We start from the raw sequence: 17,554 nt of genomic DNA on the forward strand, positions 1-17,554 counted from the left end.
CCGGTGCCGGTGGCGGCGATACCGAGAAGGTCCTTCCCTTCGAGCAAGGGGGGAAGGGCTGCCAGCTGAATGGGCGTGGGCTCCTCGTATCCGAGGGCACTGAGCGCCTCCACGAGCTGGGGCTTGAGGCCCAGGGATTCGAAGGAGGCGACGGGGGGCGAAGACGGCGGTGCGGAAGTCACGTCGGGGCTTGTACCACCGGCGTCCACCCTCGTGGATCTAAGAATCACCGTTCTGTCCCACATCTATCGCGGCCCTGGTGGGCGTTGGTGGGTGCGCGGGGCCGCGAGCAGCCCCTCCCGCGAGGGCCTCAACCCTGCTCCGGAGCCCCGAGCCGGGTGACCTCGTGGAGCCCCGTCGGGGTGGCGTGGAAGACGGCGAAGCCGTCCGCGCCCTGCTCGACGCTGGCGAGACAACACACCTGGGAGACACGACCCGAGGCGTGGGTGAGCGTGCCCCGGTAGCGCTTGTGCAGATGTCCACAGAGGACGAGCCGGGGTTCGAGCGCTTCGGCCACCAGCCGCGCGTAGTCATTGCCCACGGCCTCCGCGTTGGGACTGCGGCGCTGCTGCTCGAAGTCCCCGCGGTCCTCGGTGGCGATGATGCCGGAGGGCCAGTCATGCACCAGGAGGACATCCGCCCGCTCCAGGGACAGCGCGCGGTCGATGTCCTCTTCGTTGAAGCAGGTGAAGTCCTTGGAGGAGACAGTGCCCAGCAGGGACAGGGGCGGATGCGGCTTCTGGAAGCCGGCCTCGTCGTGGATGCCGGAGACGCCGACGACGCGCAGCCCCCTGGGCTCGATGACGCCCACGCGGCCCAGGTATTGGCAGTTGGTGGCGACCAGGGCGCCCTCGGGGGTGGTGTCCAGGTGGCCATGCGGCTCGTGGTTGCCGCCGATGAAGTAGACGGGCCACGGGAAGCGGCGGCGGTGCTGGTGGTAGTCCGCGAAGTCGCCCAGGTGCTTGTAGCGGGCGGGAGCGGCCATGGTCTCCAGGTCCGCCTCGTCTCGGTGCGGCTCGAAGTCTCCGACCTGGAGGACGAAGGCCAGCGGGCGGTTCGCGTTCTTCGTCCAGGCCTGGAGGAAGGACACCATCCGGTTCATCCGTCCGTGCACGTCGCCCACGGCGGCGAAATAGAAACCAGCGGAGCCCAGGGCCATGGTCGCCTCCCAGCATGACGCGTCCTGGCGTCGAGTGGCGCAGCGACGTGACCCTGGGGTGACGGCTGACCGGGAGTGGGAGTTGTCCGGGTTTCGCAACTTCTCCGAGGGTGCGGAGATAATCCCCTTGAGAAGTCGCGGCCGAGGTGTCCCTGGCGCCCGGCCGCCATTCAGACCTCCGGAGCTCCTCCCATGACGCGCATTTCCTCCACTGGCAGCACGCCCCCCCGTGCGTCCCGCAGCGAGACGTCCGTCCCCGTGGCGCAGCCGAAGCCGGAGGTTCGCAACGCCGTGGTGGCGTCTCAAGACAGCTTCTCCCGTCCGACGCAGAAGGGCCTGGAGCGAGCCGCGGTGGCCATCAACCCGGATGAGTTCGTTCCAGGGCCCACGCGTCGGGATGTCTACAACGACCTCGACGTCCAGAAGCTCCGCCAGCAGTCGAACGTCAAGAGCTTCCACGAGGGCGAGACCACCCCCCGCACGCGCGAGGACGCGCTGGCCAACGCGGACCGCCTCCTGGGTGGCGCGGACTTCCTGCGCTTTCGGGAGACCGCGCAGGGGGCCACCATCCTCCGTGACGCCAAGGACGTGAACGACGCGGCGGACACGGACCCGACGTCGGCGCGCCACCAGGCGGCCCTGGCCGAAGTCGAAGCCAACACGGCCCTGGAGCAGGAGGCGCTTCAGAACCTCTCTCCCGAGGAGCAGCAGCAGTACCAGGCGGTGCGCGACGGGTTGATGGCGGTGGCGCCCGCGGGCGATCCGGTGGCGGCGCTCGCGCTCCAGAAGCTGCTCCTGGAGGGCAAGCTGCCGGGGGCGGAGGCGATCGGCGGAGAGGGAAATCTGCTGGATCAGCTCCACACGCTGCAGACGCAGGAGCTGGGCGAGGGGATTGACCGGGGCGCGCTGCTGTCGGACGTGGTGCAGGAATTGGCGACGCCCGAGTCCGTCAACCAGCGCAACAAGGGCACGTGCGCGGCCACCGCGGCGTCCATCCAGCTCATCCTGGAGAATCCGGCGGAGTACGTGCGCCTCGTCGCGGGGCTGGCGAGCGCCTCGGGCGAGGTGACGCTGGCGGACGGCAAGACGGTGATGAAGCGCGAGGAACTGGGCGCCGAGGTCAAGGATGGCGAGGACGTCCGCTCGGAGAGCCAGGAGCTGATCGCGCCGGCGTTCATGGAAGTCGCGAACGGTGGCGAGTTGGACTACCAGGACAAGCCGGACGCCCACTACATCGACGGCAAGGAGACGCACAGCGGCCTGTACCCGGTCGAGTTCGACAGGCTCGCGGAGGCGGTGTTCGACCGGAAGGTCGACACGGTGTCTGGCATTGGCGGGCCCGAGGAGGAGGCGGAAGCGTGGGACCTCATCCAGGAGCGCACGGCCGCGGGTGAGACGGTGGCGGTGGGAATGACCTGGAGCACCGGAGGCCACCAGGTGGTGGTGACGGGCACGGGCGTGGACCCGGAGACGGGAGCCGAGTTCGTCGAGTACACCAACCCCTGGGGCCGCACCGAGCGCATGCCGAAGGACGAGTTCCTCAGCCGGCTCAACAGCATGCACACCCGCCCCGAGGAGAAGGTGAAGGAGAAGGACCTGGACCGCGCCCCGAGGCATCCGGAAGCGCCGGACCGCATCTCGAGGACGGGGTAGTCGAGCGGGCGAGGCTCAGCCGACGAGCGAGGGCCAGTTGCGGCCGACCCAGGCGCGCTGTTCGACTTCGTCGCGCCAGCTCCGGTCCTCGCGGTCGATTCTTCGCGACGTGGCGAAGAGTCCTTCGAGGGCCGTGAGCAGCCGCTCGGCGAAGGGCGCATCCTCCACGACGAGGAGCGCCTCGCTCTCCCAGTAGGCGGCGGTGACGTCCAGGTTGGCGCTGCCAATGGCGACGGCCGTGGTGTCGCAGACCAGCAGCTTCGCGTGGACGTGGGGAAAGAGCTGCTCCAGCTCCGGCTCCCACTCCGGCATGGCGGGCAGGGCCCACTCGTAGGCGATGCCGCCCGCCTCGATGACGGCGTCCAGCCGACTGCGGACGTAGCGGTCGGCGACCTCCCGAAGCGCGCCACCGGGGAAGTACGTCCGCGCGGAGCCGTAATGCGGCCGGACGCTGCCGAACAGCACCTCCACGCGGACGCCTCGGCGCACGGCGGCGATGAGCGCGTTCTGAAGCTCCAGCAGCAGGGGGAAGGTGTTCACCAGCACGAGCCGTGAGCGCGCATGGCGGATGAGCGCGAGCTGCGTGTCGAGCGTGTGCGTGTCCTTGAGTCCTTCGTGCAGGGCGACGCGGGCCGCCATCGTCCCCACGGGGGCGGTGGGCGGGAAGGCGTAGGGCTCGCCGCCCGCGCGAGTCCACTCGGCCAGGAACGCGCTCTCGAGGACGCTGACCAGCGGTCCCTCCAGGCGCGCGCCACAGTCGAGCCAGGGGATGTCGCGGTAGTGGGAGGTCCGCCGCAGGCCCACCTCGTCGAAGCCCGTGTAGTAGGGCGCGCCGAGATTTCTCCCCGAGACAAAGGCGCGAGCGGAGTCGATGACGGTCAGCTTGCGGTGGTTGCGCTGCTTGAGCTCGGAGAGGCTGGGCACGCCGACCAGGGGCGCGATGGCGCGCACCTCGACGTTGGGTGTCTTGGACAGCGTCACGAGGGCGGGGTTGAGCGCGCCGAAGGAGTCATGGCCGCTGTAGAGCGCGTCCGCGAGGAAGCGCACCAGGACACCACGCGCGGCGGCTCGCTTCAACGCGTCGGTGATGCGGGCGGTGACGCTGTCGTCCTCGACGATGTAGCACTGCCAATGGATTGAGGTGCGCGCCGCGTCGATGGCCGCGAGCACGGACTCGCGCGCCAGGCCGTTGTCGAGTTCGAAGTCGATGTCGTGCCCCTCCAGGCGAGGGCTGCATCCCGCGAGCGTCAGCTCCCGAGCCCAGGTGTTCGGCGCATCCGGAATGGGGAGGGGCTCCAGGAGGGTGGCTCTGGGCAGGGCCAGGCATTCCTGGGGACTCAGCGTGCGAAGGAGCGGGTGAACGGGTTTGAGCTCCTCTCGAGTCACGACGGCGGCGATGGCGATGCCCGCGGTGGCAAGACGCGTGGCGACTCGGAGGAGGCGCTGTCCATCGACCTGCTGGGGCACGTCATCGGCGCGAGCGTCGTCGAGCCATGCGCTGGCATCGAGCAGCAGGGGCCAGGGCGTCTCGGGCAGCAGCTCGCGGAGGTGGGCGCGCTGAGCGTCGAGCGAGTCCGTGTCGCGCAGCCGGACGAAGACCAGGTGATAGCGGTCCATCGCCAAGGCATGGGCCGCGGCGAGCGAGTCCTCGTCGAGCAGGCTGTCCACGAGGAGCAGCGGCTGCTCGGGCCCGAGCACGTAGCACGGCGACAAATCCCTGGGCGCGGTGGTGCCGGAGAAGGAGAACGCGAGCGGATGGAGTCCGCGCACGTGCTCGAGCCAGGACTCGCTCAGCGCGGCGGTGCCTCCTTCGTGTGGGGTGGTCCCCAGGGAGACACCGCCCTCGAACACGGACAGCGTGCCCGCCTCGGGGACGGAGATGTTCGACATGAAGCCGACGCGCTCGACAGAGAAGCGGGGCGCGAGGCCAGGGACGGCCACGGAGTCGGAGACCGCGTAGTGGTCCTCGAACAACACGGACGAGGTCTGCGTGCGGGGCAGCAGCAGCGTCGGGACGCGGGCGTTCTGGAGCGCCTTGGCGCCGAGCATCCCGAGCACCAGCGCCTCCATGTCCGCGAGCGCGTCGGCGGGGATGACCAGCAGGTCCGCGCCGGAGCGGACGGCCGCGACGTCGAAGGCCTCGACCCGGCTGTCGGCGGGGTTCTCGGTGAGCGCTTCGACGTGAAGCGTCTGGGAGATGCCCAGCGCGAGGGAGAGGGCCTGGAGGCGTGAGGCCTGCTCCGGGGCCGAGCCCGTGGTGAGGGCGATGAGCTCGGAGGGGAGGGGGCAGTGGGAGAGGACGGTGGCCATCGCGCCGAGGCCTCGCCCGTCCGGGGTGATGGCCACGGCCATGCGTGACGGCGTCGCCAGAGGAGCGGAGGGCACCCGCCCGATGGAGAGCACGGGGATGTGCTCCCTCAGCGCGAGCATCAGCATGGCCCCGACGCGGGCGCGTGGGGACGTGTCGAGGTGGGGCCCGAGGACAACGAGGTCGGCGCCGTGCTGCGTGGCGGCCTGGACGACGGCGCTGGTGTCGAGGTGCGTTTCGAGAGAGCCGCGAACGTCGATGGAGGGGCTCCAGTCGCGGAGCGCGTGCCGGAGGCGGTCCAGCACGGTGAGGCTGGCGGGAGGAGGGGCTTCCAGTTCGCTGCGCTCGGGGACCAGGCCGTACAGGTAGACGGCCTCGGGCGCGGCGCTCAGCCGCCTCGCGGCGTGAAGCACCACCTCGGACTCCGAGCCGGCATCGAAGACGATCATCAGACGACGGAACATGGCGCGCGCGGTTCCCGGAGTATCCGGTCGCCCGCCTTCACCGACTCACGGCTCCATCGGTCGACCCGGGAACCATCATGCCGGAGTTGGGGCCGGGTGGCGTCCCTGATGGGGGCTGTCCCCGTCGTGCCCCGCAGCGAGTGCTCTCATGCGGGGACCCGATATCAGTATCGAGCATGTGGTTTGTCTGTGATTTGCGGGCACGGTGTTTCAGTGTCGGCATGAATCGCCTTGTCATCCGGATTGGACGAGAGGGTGATTGTCCTTGGGGACAAGGAGTGTGTTGACTCGTCAGAGGGGTCTTGAGTCTTGAGTTGTGATGATTTGAGCAGGCTCCTACGGTTCAGCCAGGGAGTTGCCCGGCTCTCTGTGATTTATTTCGCCTGAGCGGGCATTGGAGATCGTATGACGTCGACTGGAGTTCGTGTTCTTGTCCTGGCGGCGGCGTTGAGTGTGGGGCTCGTGTCCACGCAGGCTCATGCTCAGCTCCGAATTCGAATCCCCGTGCCTGATGTGAGCGTCGTGGATTTGACCGTCAGGCTCGAGGTTACCGCGTTGGGGATTGTGGCCATCGAAGTAGGGCCAGAGGTGTTCGTGAATGACGCGGGGTTCCCGGCTGATACGCAGTTCCATGGGCAGGTGGAGACAATCTACCCCGCGGGTTGGGTGCTCTCCTCCGCCGATCCAAATTGTTCTGTGTCGGGAAATGTCGTCACCTGTGACGTGGACTCCGTTACGCAGGGCTCGGGCGTCTCCTTCAGGAGCATGGCGACCCCGCCGTTGCTCTGGATGGGTGTGAATCATCCCATCACGACCCGCCTGGTGACCGGCACCTCTGAGCCGAGCCCCCTCTCCGTGACCCGATACTGCACGGCAATCACATCCCTGATCGTGATCTGCCAGTAGCGTGGCCGCATCACGGAGTTGCCCCGGAGGCGTGCCGAACAGGGGACCGAGGTTGCCGAACTCTGCCCCTGCCGCGTTGCGACCTGGACGACGTATGTCGTGTTGAGGGACAGGGACACCGCCAGAAGAAGTCCAATCGATGGGCGTGGCCTACCCGGGCTTCCACACCTTCGGCTACGGCTTCCTCACCATGCTCCAGCAGCGGCTGGGCGTGCCCTGTTCGCAGCGCGAGCTGGAGCTCATCAACACCCTCTACCAGCAGCGCAAGCAGCACGCCGGCAACGCGACGAGGCAGGCCGAGCTGGACCAGGCCTTCCAGCACCTGGTCGCGCTCCAGGTCACCCAGGCGGAGGCCATCCTCAGCGGGGGCTCTACGCCGACCACCGTTCCGCTCACCAACCCCAGCTTCGAGTCGGGCATGACGGGCTGGTCCACGTGGTCCCCCAATGGCACGGAGTGGGCGGCCTTCATCGAGACGTACAACGGAGCGCGGTCCGGGGCCTACCACCGGAGGCACGCTGGAGCTGGGCTTCCACACGCAGGCCCCGGCCCAGAACGGCGCCAACTTCATCCACATGGAGTGCGTCGATCTGCGCAGGCAGTGAGACACGGCGCTTGCCCTGGTCTCCCCACATGGAGGCCAGGGTGAGGCGTGTCACGGAGGCGTGACGTCTCGATCTTGATTTATCTGCTTAGACTGGAAATCATGAGGACGCTGGATGTGATGCAACTCGGTGGCTAAAGTATCGGCTCCCCCCAAGTTGAAGAGGAGTTGCCATGTCGGCATCGCAGCGCATCTTGTTGGGTTGTGTCCTGCTCTTCGCGCAGGGCGCGTGGGCCGCGCAGGGGCAGATTCTCGCGCGTCCCAGGACGACGGTGCCAGGCATCAACTACGGCTATTGGGAGTACCTGCCGCAGGACTACGATGACAATTCCCAGGCGAGCCATCCGCTGGTCATCTTCCTGGGCGGTCTGGGGCAGGAGGGTGATGGAACGGCTTCGGCGACGGGTCTGGAGAAGCTGATGGAGGTCACCGCGCCGCCCCGACTCATCCGGAACGGACGGCACTTCCCGTTCATCCTCATCTCGCCCCAGCGTTTCAATGCGTGGTGGGGCAACAGCGAGATCGACGGCATCATCGGGTTCGCGAAGACGCGCTATCGCGTCGACCCGAACCGCGTGTACCTGACGGGGCTCTCCGCGGGAGCCATCGTCATCTGGTCCTACACCGTGGCGTTCCCGCAGAAGATCGCCGCCATTGTTCCCATCGCGGGGAACGGCAACGGGCTTCCCATCTGCGACATGTGGAACGTCCCGGTGTGGGCCTTCCACGGCACGGTGGATGCGACGGTGTCCCAGTATGGGTCCATCGAGCCGGTCAACAAGTTGAACAACGTCTGCAATCCGGCGGCGAATCCGCCCGCGCAGCTCACGCTGTACCCGGGCGTGGGACATGACTCCTGGTCCCGGACCTACAACGGCTCCGCGGGTCATGACATCTACACATGGATGTTGAGCCACTCGCTCTGAGCAGTCGTTGATGGCTCCAATCGATGACCACGCCCTGGCTCTCGACCTGAAGTGGTTGGGGGGGCCAGGGCGAAGTCGCGCCTTGTGTCGGAAATGCCATGGGGAAGTGATGGCGCGCCGACACCCCGCACGACTGCATGGCAAGGCCGTGCATGCTTCTGGATGCCTCGTGCGCGAAGAGGCATTGGGCGATGGCGGTTGCCGTAATCTCCGCCCTTTGCCGCGCACGAGAGGAGAATGTCGCCCATCGTCGTCACCCTGTTGGTGCTTCGTGGACTCGCCCCCATGGGCGAGCCGCTCACGTTGCGCGCGGCGCTCGGTGAGGCGCGGACGCAGGCTCCGGCGCTCGCACGGGCACGCGCACAGGAAGCGGTGGCCCGAGGAGAAGAAGAGGTCACTCGGACCTTCGCTCCATTGACCTTTTCGGTGGCCGGCGGCGGAAATGATCCTCGCTGGGCCGTGGGACTGACGCAGAGACTCCCGGTTCCAGGGGCCCGCGCCGCACGCGTCCTCGCCGCCGAGCTGACGACACGAAGCGCCGAGGATGAACGGCGCGCGAGCGAGGCCACGGTTCGGGCGGATACCCGACGCGGTTACTTCTCCCTCATGCGAGCCCGGCAGCTCGTGGAAGTCTCCGAGCGGGCCCTCTTGCTCGCGCGTGAATCCGAGGCGGCCGCCGCCTTGCTCTTCGAGACCGGCGCGGCTCCAGAGCTGGACCTCCTCCAGGCCCGCATCGCGCGCGGCACCGTGGAAGTCCAACTGCTGACACGCCAGGCGGAGCTGACCACGGAGTCGGCGGCGCTCGCCTTGTTGCTGGGGCGGGCGCCGGGCACATTGCTGGTGCCAGCCATCGAGCCTCCTCCTCCGCTGGTCTCGTTGGACGACGTGCTGGCGCGCGGCGCGCACTCGCCACTCGCCCAGGCACGCACAGCGGACGTGGAGGCGGCCGACGCGACGCTGCGGGCCGCGCGGCGTGAGCGTTGGCCTGTCCCCGTGGTGGGCGTCTCCGTGGAGGGGGATGGCCCGGGTGGGCGCGCGGCGTTTCTCCGCGGTGCGCTCGACCTGGACCTGTCCCTGCCAGGCCTGGGACGCGGTGAGACGGTGCGTGCCTCGGCCGCGCGCGAGGTCGCGCTCGCGGCCCAGAACGAGGACCGACGCTCCCGACAGACACAGGTCGTCTCCTCCCATGCCCGGTTGGCCGCCGCGCTCGCGGGCGCCGCGCTCTACTCGAAGCAGATCCTCCCCGACGTGGCGCGGACGGAGCGCATGGCCCTGGAGTCCTATCGCTCGGGTCGCAGTCCCCTGGTCGCGCTCACCGCCGCTCTCCAGGCGGCGGCCGATACACGCACCCAGGCCATCGAGGCCACCTTCGCCGCCCAGTCCGCCTTCGCCGACCTCGAACTCGCCGTGGGAGGTCCGCTGGATGAGCCCTAGACTCGCGCTGCTCTCCTGTCTGCTGGCCATCGGCGCGGGATGTTGGCGGACGCCGCCCGAGAACAGCGCGCCACCACTCCCACGCGTCCGGGTGGCCCCCGTGGCCCAAGGGCAGGCCGTGCGCGGGCTGCGCGTCACGGGCCTGCTGTCAGCTCTGCCTGGGAGAGAGGTGAGGCTCGCGCCTCCGGCGCCCGGTCGACTGTCGCTGTTGAATGTCTCGGAGGGCGACCGGGTGCGTGCTGGACAGGTCCTCGCGCAGGTGGACACGGGCCCCGCCACCGCCGAACTCCAACAAGCGGAGGCCACCCTTCGCGAGGCCACTTCAGCGCTCGCGGCCGCGCGGGAGAAGCGGGAGCGCACGGACCTCCTCGTCGAGCGCGGGGTGGCGGCCCGCCAGGAGTCGGAGCAGGACCACAGCGCGGAGGCAGCCGCGCGCGCGGCCCGGGCGCGGGCCAGGAGTGCCCTGGACCTGGCCCAGCGTGGCGTGGGGCGCACGTCGCTCCAGGCTCCCTTTGATGGCGTCGTGACGACGGTGTGGGTGAGACAGGGGGAGATGGTGGATGGGACCGCGCCGGGCGTGGTCCAGGTCTCGGCGACGGACCCGCTGGAGCTGCGCGCGTTCGTCACCCAGGAAGAAGCCGCGTCGCTCCACGCGGGCCAGCGCGCGAGCCTCACGGTCGACGGCCTGGAGGGAACGCGTGACGGCGAGGTCGTCGCGGTGGCCCCCTCCGTCGACTCGCAGAACGGAAACGTGTCGGTCCGCCTGCGCTTCGCCAACCCGAAGGGAGAGCTGCGACTGGGGGCGGCCGCGCGAGCCCACGTCGTCCTGGAGGACCTGGGCCCCGCATTGGCCGTGCCTTCCTCCGCGCTCCTGCCACTGGAAGATGGGGGTGTGGCCGTCGCGCGGGTCGTGGAGGGCCGCGTCCACACCGTGCCCGTCCACGTCGCGTCCGAGGACCAGGGCCGCGCGGTCATCCAGGGCCCGCTCGCGGTGGGGGAGTCCGTCGTCGTGGAGGGTGGCTACTCGCTGCCTGACGACGCCGGGGTGGAGGTCCTGAAGTGACGTGGCTCGCACTGCTGCGGCGCAACGCGCCCGGAGTGGTGGTGCTCCTGTTGGCCCTGTCACTGGCGGGAGTCTACGGGGCGACGAAGCTCCCTGGCGGGCTCTATCCGGAGGTGACGTTTCCGCGCATCGTCGTCGCCGCGACGCTGAATGGCGCCAGCGCGCAGACGATGCAGTTGTCCGTGACGCGCCCGGTGGAGGAAGGCCTCTCCACCGTCATCGGCGTGCGACAGGTGCGCTCCCGCACCATCCGCGCGGCGTGCGAAATCTCGCTCTGGTTCGACTCGCGCACGGACATGGAGCGGGCCCTGGGGCTGGTGAATTCCCGGCTCGGCGAAGTGCGCGCCGCGCTGCCACCGGACGTGGTGCTCACCGCGGAGCGGCTGACTCCGTCGTCCTTTCCCATCCAGACACTCGCCGTCACCGGGACGGTGGAGCCAACGCGGCTGCGCGACTTCGCCCTGTCGACGCTTCGTCCAGCGCTCGCGAGCCAGGCGGGCGTGGGACGGGTGGATGTGGTGGGCGGGGACGTGCGTGAGCTGACCATCACCGTCGACGCACGGCGACTGGAGCAGGCGAAGCTGGACCTGTCCGCGCTCGCCACCGCGGTGGGCAGCGCGCTCGTGCTCGAGCCCTCGGGCAGGGTGGACATTCATTACCAGCAGGAGCTGGTGGTGGTGCAGGGGCCGGTGGATTCCCCGGACCAACTGGCCGCGCTCGTGGTGGGCGGGACGCCCGATGCTCCCGTGCGCCTGGGCGACGTCGCGAAAATCGAGGAGGGCCATGCGGACCGGCTGTCGCTGACGTACGCGAATGGCCGGCCCGCGGTGCTCGTCAACATCGGCCGCAGACCGCAGGCGGATGCCGTCACGCTGGCCCGGGACATCCAAGTTGCATTGGACCAGGTCCGTGCCGGTGCGCCGCCGGGCATCGACGTCGAGCTGTCGTATGACCAGGCGGGACTCATCGCCCGGTCCGTGGCGCATGTGCGCGACGAGGTCGTCCTGGGCGGCCTGCTCACGCTCGTGGTGGTGGGCCTCTTCCTGCGCTCCTGGCGGGCCATGGTCGCCGCCGCCCTGGTGCTCCCCGCCGCGCTGGCGATGACCTTCGGCGCGCTCTGGCTCACAGGGGGAACGCTCAACCTCATGTCGCTGGGCGGGATGGCGGTCGCCATCGGGTTGGTGGTGGATGACGCCGTGGTCGTGGTGGAGGCGGTGTACCGCAGGGTCGCGGCGGGAGTGGAACGGTGGCAGGCGACCGCGGAGGCCCTCGGGGAGGTTGCCTGGCCCGTGACGAACTCCACGCTGACCACGGTGGTCGTCTTCGCGCCACTGTCGTTGCTGCCAGGAGTGTCCGGCCAGTTCTTCTCCGCGCTCGCCTTCACGCTGTGCTCCGCCGTGTTGTTCTCCCTGCTGCTGGCCGTCACGTTGACGCCCCTCTTGTGTGGGTGGCTGCTCGTCGCGCGCGGTGCCCATCATGCGCCAGAGCCGCGCGTTCCACGGCGCTTGTGGACGCTGTGGCATCGGAGGCCCGGTGTGCTCGTCGCGGGCGTGGCGCTGGTCACCGTGGTGCTGGCGCTGCTGGGGCGCGGCGTCGCCACGGGGTTCCTGCCCGAGTTGGATGAAGGCGCCTTCGTCGTGGACTACTTCACGCCGACGGGCACCTCCGTCAGCGAGGCGGACCGCCTGGGCAGGTCGCTGGAGTCATTGCTCGCGGAGGTCCCCGAGGTGGTCGGCACCAGCCGGCGTCTGGGCGCGGAGCTGGGGCCCCCGGCGGCCACGGAGTCCTCGCGCGGCGACATCACCGTGTCGCTGTCGCCGCTGCGAAAGCGTCACGGTGATGTCATCATCGAGGAGACGCGGGTGCGGGCCGAGTCCGCGCTTCCGGGCGTGCGACTGGAGTTCATCGAGCTGCTCCAGGACGTGCTCTCAGACCTCGAAGGCTCTCCGGACCCCGTCGAGGTCAAACTCCTGGGGCAGGATGTCCAGGTGCTGCGCGACTTCGCGCCACGGGTGGCCGAGCGGCTTCAAGACATCCCAGGCCTCGTGGACCTGTTCGACGGCGTCGCGGGATGCACACCGGAAGCCCACCTGGACGTGGACCTGGTGCGCGCGGGACGTTTGGGCTTCACGCCACGCGACGTGGCGACGCAGGTCCGGACGGCCCTGCTGGGGGAGGTCGTCGGCGCCATTCCTCGCGCGGGGCGACAGATGGACGTCCGCGTGCGGTTTCGCGATGCCGACCGCCTGGACTCCCAGGTCCTCCAGCACCTGCGCTTGCGGACCGCCTCGGGGCAGGTAGTGCCACTGATGCAGGTGGTGCGCCTGCGCCAGGAGTGCCAGCCGGCGGAGCTGGTGTCCGACGACCTGCGTCCGCTCGTGGCGGTGACGGGACGGTTGGAGGCGAGGGACCTGGGCAGCGTGACGGCGGATGTCCAGGCAAAGCTCGCCACGCTGAGCCCGCCCGCGGGGGTGGAGGTGCGGTTGGGAGGACAGCGCGAGAGCCAGCGTCAGTCCTTCCAGGCCCTGGTGCTCGTGTTGGTGCTGGCCACGTTGGGGGTCTTCCTGGTGCTGACCTTCCACTTTCATGGCGTCGTGTTGCCGCTGCTCATCCTGGGAGCGGTCCCCGTGTCCCTCGCCGCGGGGGTCGCGAGCCTGCGACTCACCGGCACGCCACTCAATGTCTCGTCCCTGATGGGCTGCATCCTGCTGGTGGGGCTCGTGGTGAAGAACGGCATCCTCCTGCTGGACCGCGCGGAAGTGGGCCGTGCCGAGGGGCTGGCCCCCGCCGAGGCCATCGCGCGCGCCGCCGCGGTTCGCCTGCGCCCCATCCTGATGACGACACTCGCGACGTTGCTGGGGCTCGGTCCGCTCGCGCTAGGCCTGGGAGAGGGCGGGGAGTTGCAACGCCCGCTGGCCATCACCGTGCTGGGAGGGTTGTCCCTCTCCACGTTGATGGTCCTGGTGGGGCTCCCGGCCGCGTATGTGCTGGTGCGCCGGCCCGCGACTCCCCCTGCGCCACGTTAGTCCTTCCACAGCATCTTCCACGGATGCTTGCGCAGGTCCGTCACCAGGGTGCGCAGCTCGTTGTAGAGGGTCGGGTCCTTGAGCACCGCGCCCACGGTGCCCTCGCCAGCCTCAATCTTCGCCAGCACGCGGTCCGCTCGGGCCGCGATGCTGTCGAGTTGCCCCACGGCGGTCGTGAGCCTCTCCAGGGCCAGCTTCACGCGCTTCCCATCCTCCGGGCCCAGCTCGCCCGTGACGGCCGCGAGTCCATCCAGCGTCGTCCCCGCCGACTTCGTCAGCCCGGGCAATTCGCTGCGCAGCACCGCCGCCGAGGCAGCCGCGTCGTCCAACAACCGCGCCGCCTTGCCTCCCGGCTGGAGTGACTCCCTCGCGAGCTGCGCAAGCTGCCGCATGTCCTTCGACGCCGCGGCCAGCTCCGACATGAGCACCTTCACGTCGCCCTTGTTCTCCGTGAGCAGCTCATCCAGCGTCCTGGACAGCCGGGAGATATTCGTCACCAGCCCCGTCACCGCCTCCGGGTCCTTCTCCAACATCCCAGACATCGTCTCCACGAACTTGGACAGGTGCTCCGCCAGCAAATCCAGACGCGGAGCATCCGTTCCCCGCAAGGCCTCTCCCGCGGGCCAGGGCCCCGGCTGAACCCCGGGATTCAATTCCAGATAGGGCTCGCCCAACAGGCCCACCGAGGCCACCGTCACCCGAGCATCCGAGCGCAGCGCCGCCAGCGACTCCGGCGTCACCGCCAGCTCCATGCGCACGGGCAAGGGCTGTCCACGGGCATCCCTGCGCTCCGGCTGCAGTCGAATCGCCTGAACCCGTCCCACCTGGACGCCGCCCAGCTTCACCGGCGCGCCCTCCACCACGTTGCCCGTGTGCCCGAAGTCCACCGGCAGCACCGTGGACGAGCCCAATGACAGCTCGCCCATCAACCACAGCAACACCAGCACGCCCACCACCGCCGCCAGCACCAGGGCGCCCACCTTCAATTCCAGCCGTCGCTCATCCATCCGTCGCACCCTCCATGAACGGCGCCGTCAACACCCGCAGCTCTGGCGCGGAGGACTCCAGGAAACCCGCCGGAGGCCCCAGGTACGCACACCGGCCTCGCGCCACCACCAACACCCGGTCCGCCAACCCCTTGAGCTGTCGATAGTCATGCGTCACCACCAGCCCTCCCAGTCCCCGCGTCCGTAGCGACGCGATGACCTCTTCCACCTGCGTCGCCGCCCGCCGGTCCAACCCCGTGGTCGGCTCGTCCAGCAGCAGATATCGCGGCTTCAATACCAGCGCCCGGGCAATCGCGGCCCGCTTCTTCGCCCCAGGCCCCAGCTCCGGTGGCAGCCGGTCCGCCCACTCCAACAGCCCCACCTGCGCCAGCGCCGAGTCCACCGCGTCCTCCGGCGCCTTCGGGTCCGCCAGTCGCACGTTCTCCCGCAGCGTCCGCCAGTCGAGCAGGGCAGGGCCCTGCACCAGATAGGGCGCGCGACGGCGCAGGCGGACCAGCTCGCGCTCCGGCTGCGTGTCCACCCGCTCGCCCCACAACTCCACGCGGCCCGCGTCTGGCTTCAGCAGGCCCACCGCCATTCGGCACAACACGCTCTTGCCCGAGCCGCTCGCCCCCGCGATGAACGTCAGCTCGCGAGTCGACACCTCCGCCGTCACCCCGTCCAGCACGCTCCGTCCGCCCTCGAACGCGACCCGCACGTCCGTGAAGCGGAGCGTGTCCTCGGGGCTCGTGGGGGAGTCGGTCGTGCTCACAGGCGCAGCAGTTGGAATGCGAGGGAGACGCCAAAGTCAATCAACAGACACCCCAGGCTCGCGGCCACGACGCCCTCGGTGGTGGCCTGGCCCACGGCCTCCGCGCCACCCCGCGCCCTCAGGCCCGCCACCGCCGCCGCCAGGGGAATGTACAGCCCGCACGCCACCGCCTTCATCCCCGCCGCCAGCAAATCCCAGCCATCCACATATCGGGGGTCCATGAAGGCCCGGCCGTCCACGCCGAACACCAGGCTTGCCACCAGCGCCGCCGACAGCGTCGCGGCCACCGTCCCCAGCGTGCTCAACAGCGGCACGCCCAGGAGCCCCGCCACCATGCGCGGTGCCACCAGGTCCGCGTATGGATCTCCAGCGGACATCTCCAGCGCCTCCACCTGCTCGTTGACGCTCATGGTGGACAGCTCCGCCGCGTGGCCCGCTCCCGCGCGCGAGGCTGTCAGCAGCGCGGAGACCACGGGCCCCAGCTCGCGAATCAGCAGCTCGAAGTACGCGGGCCCGAGCACCGCCACGTTGCCGACGAATCGCCGCGCCTGACTGTTGGCGATGGTGACCAGCACCGCGCCGAAGAAGGCCATGCCCGACACCACCAGCCACACGCTGCGCCCACCCAGCTCGTGGAGCTGCACCGCGCACTCGCGCCAGGACACGCCCTCGCGAGCCCCGGCGCGCACCGTGCGCGCGAAGAGCACCACCGGGGCTCCGAAGAACGACAGCACCCGGTTCATGCCATCCACCCCGCCAGCGCGAGCGTGAGCAGGAAGTCGATGACGAAGATGGCGGCGCACCCTTGCACCACCGCGCTCGCCGCGGCGCGCCCCACCGCCTGGGCGCCACCTCGCGCGGACAGCCCCACCGACGTGGACACCAGGGAGATGGCCAGGCCGAAGGCCCCCGTCTTCACCACGCCTCCGAGGATGTCGAGCGGGCTCAACATCTGCGCGAACGTGCCGAAGAAGATTCGCAGCGGCAGGCCGAGCGTGAAGAGGGCCGCCACGGACTCGAAGAGGATGGCGACCAGGAACGTGAAGGTGCTCATCGCGAGCATGCTCAGCTCCATCGCCACCACGCGCGGAGCCACGAGGATGGCGAACGGGTCCAAGCCGATGCCCCGCAGGCCCTCTATCTGTCCACCCACCTGCATGGTGGCCAGCTCCGCCGCGTTCCTCGCTCCAATCCGCGCGGACATGATGAGGCCCAGCAGCAGCGGCCCGAACTCCCACAGCACCCCGTAGCCCGCGGCCCAGCCGAGGAACGCCCGCGCGCCGAAGCGCTGGATGTAGAGCCCCGACTGCAACACGACGATGACCCCCGCGAGCGCCGCCGTGGCCAGGGCCAGGGGCAGCGAGTCGTAGCCGAACTGCACCAGCGCCCGCACCAGCTCGCGCCGCTCCAGTCGGGGGAGGCCGAGCACCGTGCGCGCCGCCACCAGCGCGAGCGCCCCGGTGCCTCGCACCGCCTCCAGTCCGAGGCTGCCCGCGCCGCGCACCGTCTTCAGCCCGAGGCTCGCGACGCGCGGCGGTGGGCTCACGGGAGCACCTCGTCCTGTTCGCGCTCCAACTCCGGCGCGGGAGGCCCGTCGTACACCAAGCGCCCACCGCGCAGATAGAGCCAGCGGGGCAGGGGAACGTCCAGCGGGGCCTCGGGCGCGGCGACAATCAACGTACTGCCCCGGGAGACCTCCAGAAGCACACGAGCCACCTGCCGGGCCGTGCCCGGGTCCAACCCCGCGCAGGGGTCATCCGCCAGCAGCACCGAAGGCCGCGCCGCCAGCGCCCTCGCGAGGCCCGCACGCTTCTTCATGCCCCCGGACAGTCGCTCCGGCATCGTGTCCGCGGCGTCGCGCAGGCCCACCGCGAGCAGCACCTCGTCCGCGCGCGCCTCGGCCTCCGCCTGTGGCACCCGTCGTCGGACGAGCGGCAGGAGCACGTTCTGCCGCACCGTCATCGAGTCGAACAGCGCATCCGTCTGGAACACCATTCCGAACGAGGACTGCCGCTCACGTCGCGCCGAGGGAGACAGGCGCGCCACGTCCTGGCCATCCCACAGCACCTGTCCGCCAAACGGAGCGACGAGGCCCGCCAGGGATTTCAGCAGCGTCGTCTTCCCCGAGCCCGAGCGCCCCAGCAGCAGCGCCTGGGTCCCCGGTGGCAGCGCACAGCGCACGTCCGCGAGGACCGTGCGCGCGCCGTGCTTCACCGTCAGGGCTTCCGCGCGCAGGTCCATGGGCCGTGGGTC

General features: G+C 69.8%; 14 protein-coding genes and 1 pseudogene. 7 read left to right on the plus strand and 8 right to left on the minus strand.

Features of this window, described 5'->3' with window-relative positions; all coding sequences use genetic code 11:
• Positions 1–182, minus strand: a pseudogene (locus tag HUW62_RS48075) (ATP-dependent helicase); the annotation flags it as partial.
• 128 nt (positions 183–310) lie between these two features.
• Positions 311–1,159 carry a metallophosphoesterase gene (locus HUW62_RS12565; RefSeq protein WP_163867153.1) on the minus strand — a complete coding sequence of 283 codons (849 nt, stop codon included), beginning with the start codon at positions 1,157–1,159 and terminating at the stop codon, positions 311–313.
• A 192-nt stretch (positions 1,160–1,351) separates the two neighbouring features.
• On the opposite strand from HUW62_RS12565, the gene HUW62_RS12570 reads away from it, so the two are divergent.
• Positions 1,352–2,812 (plus strand): hypothetical protein, encoded by a 1,461-nt coding sequence (locus HUW62_RS12570; protein ID WP_163867154.1) that lies wholly within the window; start codon positions 1,352–1,354, stop codon positions 2,810–2,812.
• Between the two features lie 15 nt (positions 2,813–2,827).
• On the opposite strand, the gene HUW62_RS12575 is transcribed toward HUW62_RS12570, so the two are convergent.
• Positions 2,828–5,584: a phospholipase D-like domain-containing protein gene (locus HUW62_RS12575; protein ID WP_176434573.1), complete on the minus strand. Its 2,757-nt coding sequence runs from the start codon at positions 5,582–5,584 to the stop codon at positions 2,828–2,830.
• 405 nt (positions 5,585–5,989) lie between these two features.
• Here HUW62_RS12575 and HUW62_RS12580 point away from each other — a divergent pair, with 405 nt between their 5' ends.
• From HUW62_RS12580 to HUW62_RS12605, 6 genes are all read left to right on the plus strand, one after another.
• Positions 5,990–6,490: a hypothetical protein gene (locus tag HUW62_RS12580; RefSeq protein WP_176434574.1), complete on the plus strand. Its 501-nt coding sequence runs from the start codon at positions 5,990–5,992 to the stop codon at positions 6,488–6,490.
• Between the two features lie 139 nt (positions 6,491–6,629).
• Positions 6,630–7,139 (plus strand): hypothetical protein, encoded by a 510-nt coding sequence (locus tag HUW62_RS49650; protein WP_303626836.1) that lies wholly within the window; start codon positions 6,630–6,632, stop codon positions 7,137–7,139.
• A 128-nt stretch (positions 7,140–7,267) separates the two neighbouring features.
• Entirely contained in the window at positions 7,268–8,020 is a 753-nt protein-coding gene (locus tag HUW62_RS12590; protein ID WP_163867157.1) for a PHB depolymerase family esterase, read from the plus strand.
• Between the two features lie 237 nt (positions 8,021–8,257).
• On the plus strand, positions 8,258–9,454 hold the full coding sequence (locus HUW62_RS12595) for a TolC family protein (RefSeq protein WP_176434575.1): 1,197 nt from the start codon (positions 8,258–8,260) through the stop codon (positions 9,452–9,454).
• On the plus strand, positions 9,444–10,517 hold the full coding sequence (locus HUW62_RS12600; protein ID WP_163867159.1) for an efflux RND transporter periplasmic adaptor subunit: 1,074 nt from the start codon (positions 9,444–9,446) through the stop codon (positions 10,515–10,517). The genes HUW62_RS12595 and HUW62_RS12600 overlap by 11 nt, the downstream gene beginning before the upstream one ends.
• A complete protein-coding gene (locus HUW62_RS12605; RefSeq protein ID WP_176434576.1) occupies positions 10,514–13,543 on the plus strand; it encodes an efflux RND transporter permease subunit in 3,030 nt (1,009 codons plus the stop codon). The genes HUW62_RS12600 and HUW62_RS12605 overlap by 4 nt, the downstream gene beginning before the upstream one ends.
• On the opposite strand, the gene HUW62_RS12610 is transcribed toward HUW62_RS12605, so the two are convergent.
• Genes HUW62_RS12610 through HUW62_RS12630 form a run of 5 tightly spaced genes read right to left on the minus strand, consistent with a single transcriptional unit; the run spans position 13,540 to position 17,542 of the window.
• Entirely contained in the window at positions 13,540–14,550 is a 1,011-nt protein-coding gene (locus HUW62_RS12610) for an MlaD family protein (protein ID WP_163867161.1), read from the minus strand. The genes HUW62_RS12605 and HUW62_RS12610 overlap by 4 nt on opposite strands.
• Positions 14,543–15,301 (minus strand): ATP-binding cassette domain-containing protein, encoded by a 759-nt coding sequence (locus HUW62_RS12615; protein ID WP_368670396.1) that lies wholly within the window; start codon positions 15,299–15,301, stop codon positions 14,543–14,545. Before HUW62_RS12615 ends, HUW62_RS12610 begins: the two co-directional genes overlap by 8 nt.
• Positions 15,298–16,044, minus strand: a complete 747-nt coding sequence (locus tag HUW62_RS12620) for an ABC transporter permease (protein WP_163867163.1) — start codon at positions 16,042–16,044, stop codon at positions 15,298–15,300. Before HUW62_RS12620 ends, HUW62_RS12615 begins: the two co-directional genes overlap by 4 nt.
• Positions 16,041–16,847 carry an ABC transporter permease gene (locus HUW62_RS12625; protein ID WP_240356531.1) on the minus strand — a complete coding sequence of 269 codons (807 nt, stop codon included), beginning with the start codon at positions 16,845–16,847 and terminating at the stop codon, positions 16,041–16,043. Before HUW62_RS12625 ends, HUW62_RS12620 begins: the two co-directional genes overlap by 4 nt.
• The gene (locus HUW62_RS12630) at positions 16,844–17,542 is read right to left on the minus strand and encodes an ABC transporter ATP-binding protein (protein ID WP_176434577.1); all 699 of its coding nucleotides are present in this window, start codon (positions 17,540–17,542) and stop codon (positions 16,844–16,846) included. Before HUW62_RS12630 ends, HUW62_RS12625 begins: the two co-directional genes overlap by 4 nt.
• Positions 17,543–17,554 lie beyond the last annotated feature (12 nt).

Origin of the sequence: Myxococcus sp. AM011 (genome assembly GCF_013372595.1) — a bacterium.
Taxonomy (GTDB): domain Bacteria; phylum Myxococcota; class Myxococcia; order Myxococcales; family Myxococcaceae; genus Myxococcus; species Myxococcus eversor.

Excerpts from the sequence above, each read along its gene's own strand:
- HUW62_RS12565 (WP_163867153.1), bottom strand. The coding sequence starts at position 1,159 with ATGGCCCTGGGCTCCGCTGGTTTCTATTTCGCCGCCGTGGGCGACGTG.
- HUW62_RS12570 (WP_163867154.1), top strand. The coding sequence starts at position 1,352 with ATGACGCGCATTTCCTCCACTGGCAGCACGCCCCCCCGTGCGTCCCGC.
- HUW62_RS12575 (WP_176434573.1), bottom strand. The coding sequence starts at position 5,584 with ATGTTCCGTCGTCTGATGATCGTCTTCGATGCCGGCTCGGAGTCCGAG.
- HUW62_RS12580 (WP_176434574.1), top strand. The coding sequence starts at position 5,990 with ATGACGTCGACTGGAGTTCGTGTTCTTGTCCTGGCGGCGGCGTTGAGT.
- HUW62_RS49650 (WP_303626836.1), top strand. The coding sequence starts at position 6,630 with ATGGGCGTGGCCTACCCGGGCTTCCACACCTTCGGCTACGGCTTCCTC.
- HUW62_RS12590 (WP_163867157.1), top strand. The coding sequence starts at position 7,268 with ATGTCGGCATCGCAGCGCATCTTGTTGGGTTGTGTCCTGCTCTTCGCG.
- HUW62_RS12595 (WP_176434575.1), top strand. The coding sequence starts at position 8,258 with ATGTCGCCCATCGTCGTCACCCTGTTGGTGCTTCGTGGACTCGCCCCC.
- HUW62_RS12600 (WP_163867159.1), top strand. The coding sequence starts at position 9,444 with ATGAGCCCTAGACTCGCGCTGCTCTCCTGTCTGCTGGCCATCGGCGCG.
- HUW62_RS12610 (WP_163867161.1), bottom strand. The coding sequence starts at position 14,550 with ATGGATGAGCGACGGCTGGAATTGAAGGTGGGCGCCCTGGTGCTGGCG.
- HUW62_RS12620 (WP_163867163.1), bottom strand. The coding sequence starts at position 16,044 with ATGAACCGGGTGCTGTCGTTCTTCGGAGCCCCGGTGGTGCTCTTCGCG.
- HUW62_RS12630 (WP_176434577.1), bottom strand. The coding sequence starts at position 17,542 with ATGGACCTGCGCGCGGAAGCCCTGACGGTGAAGCACGGCGCGCGCACG.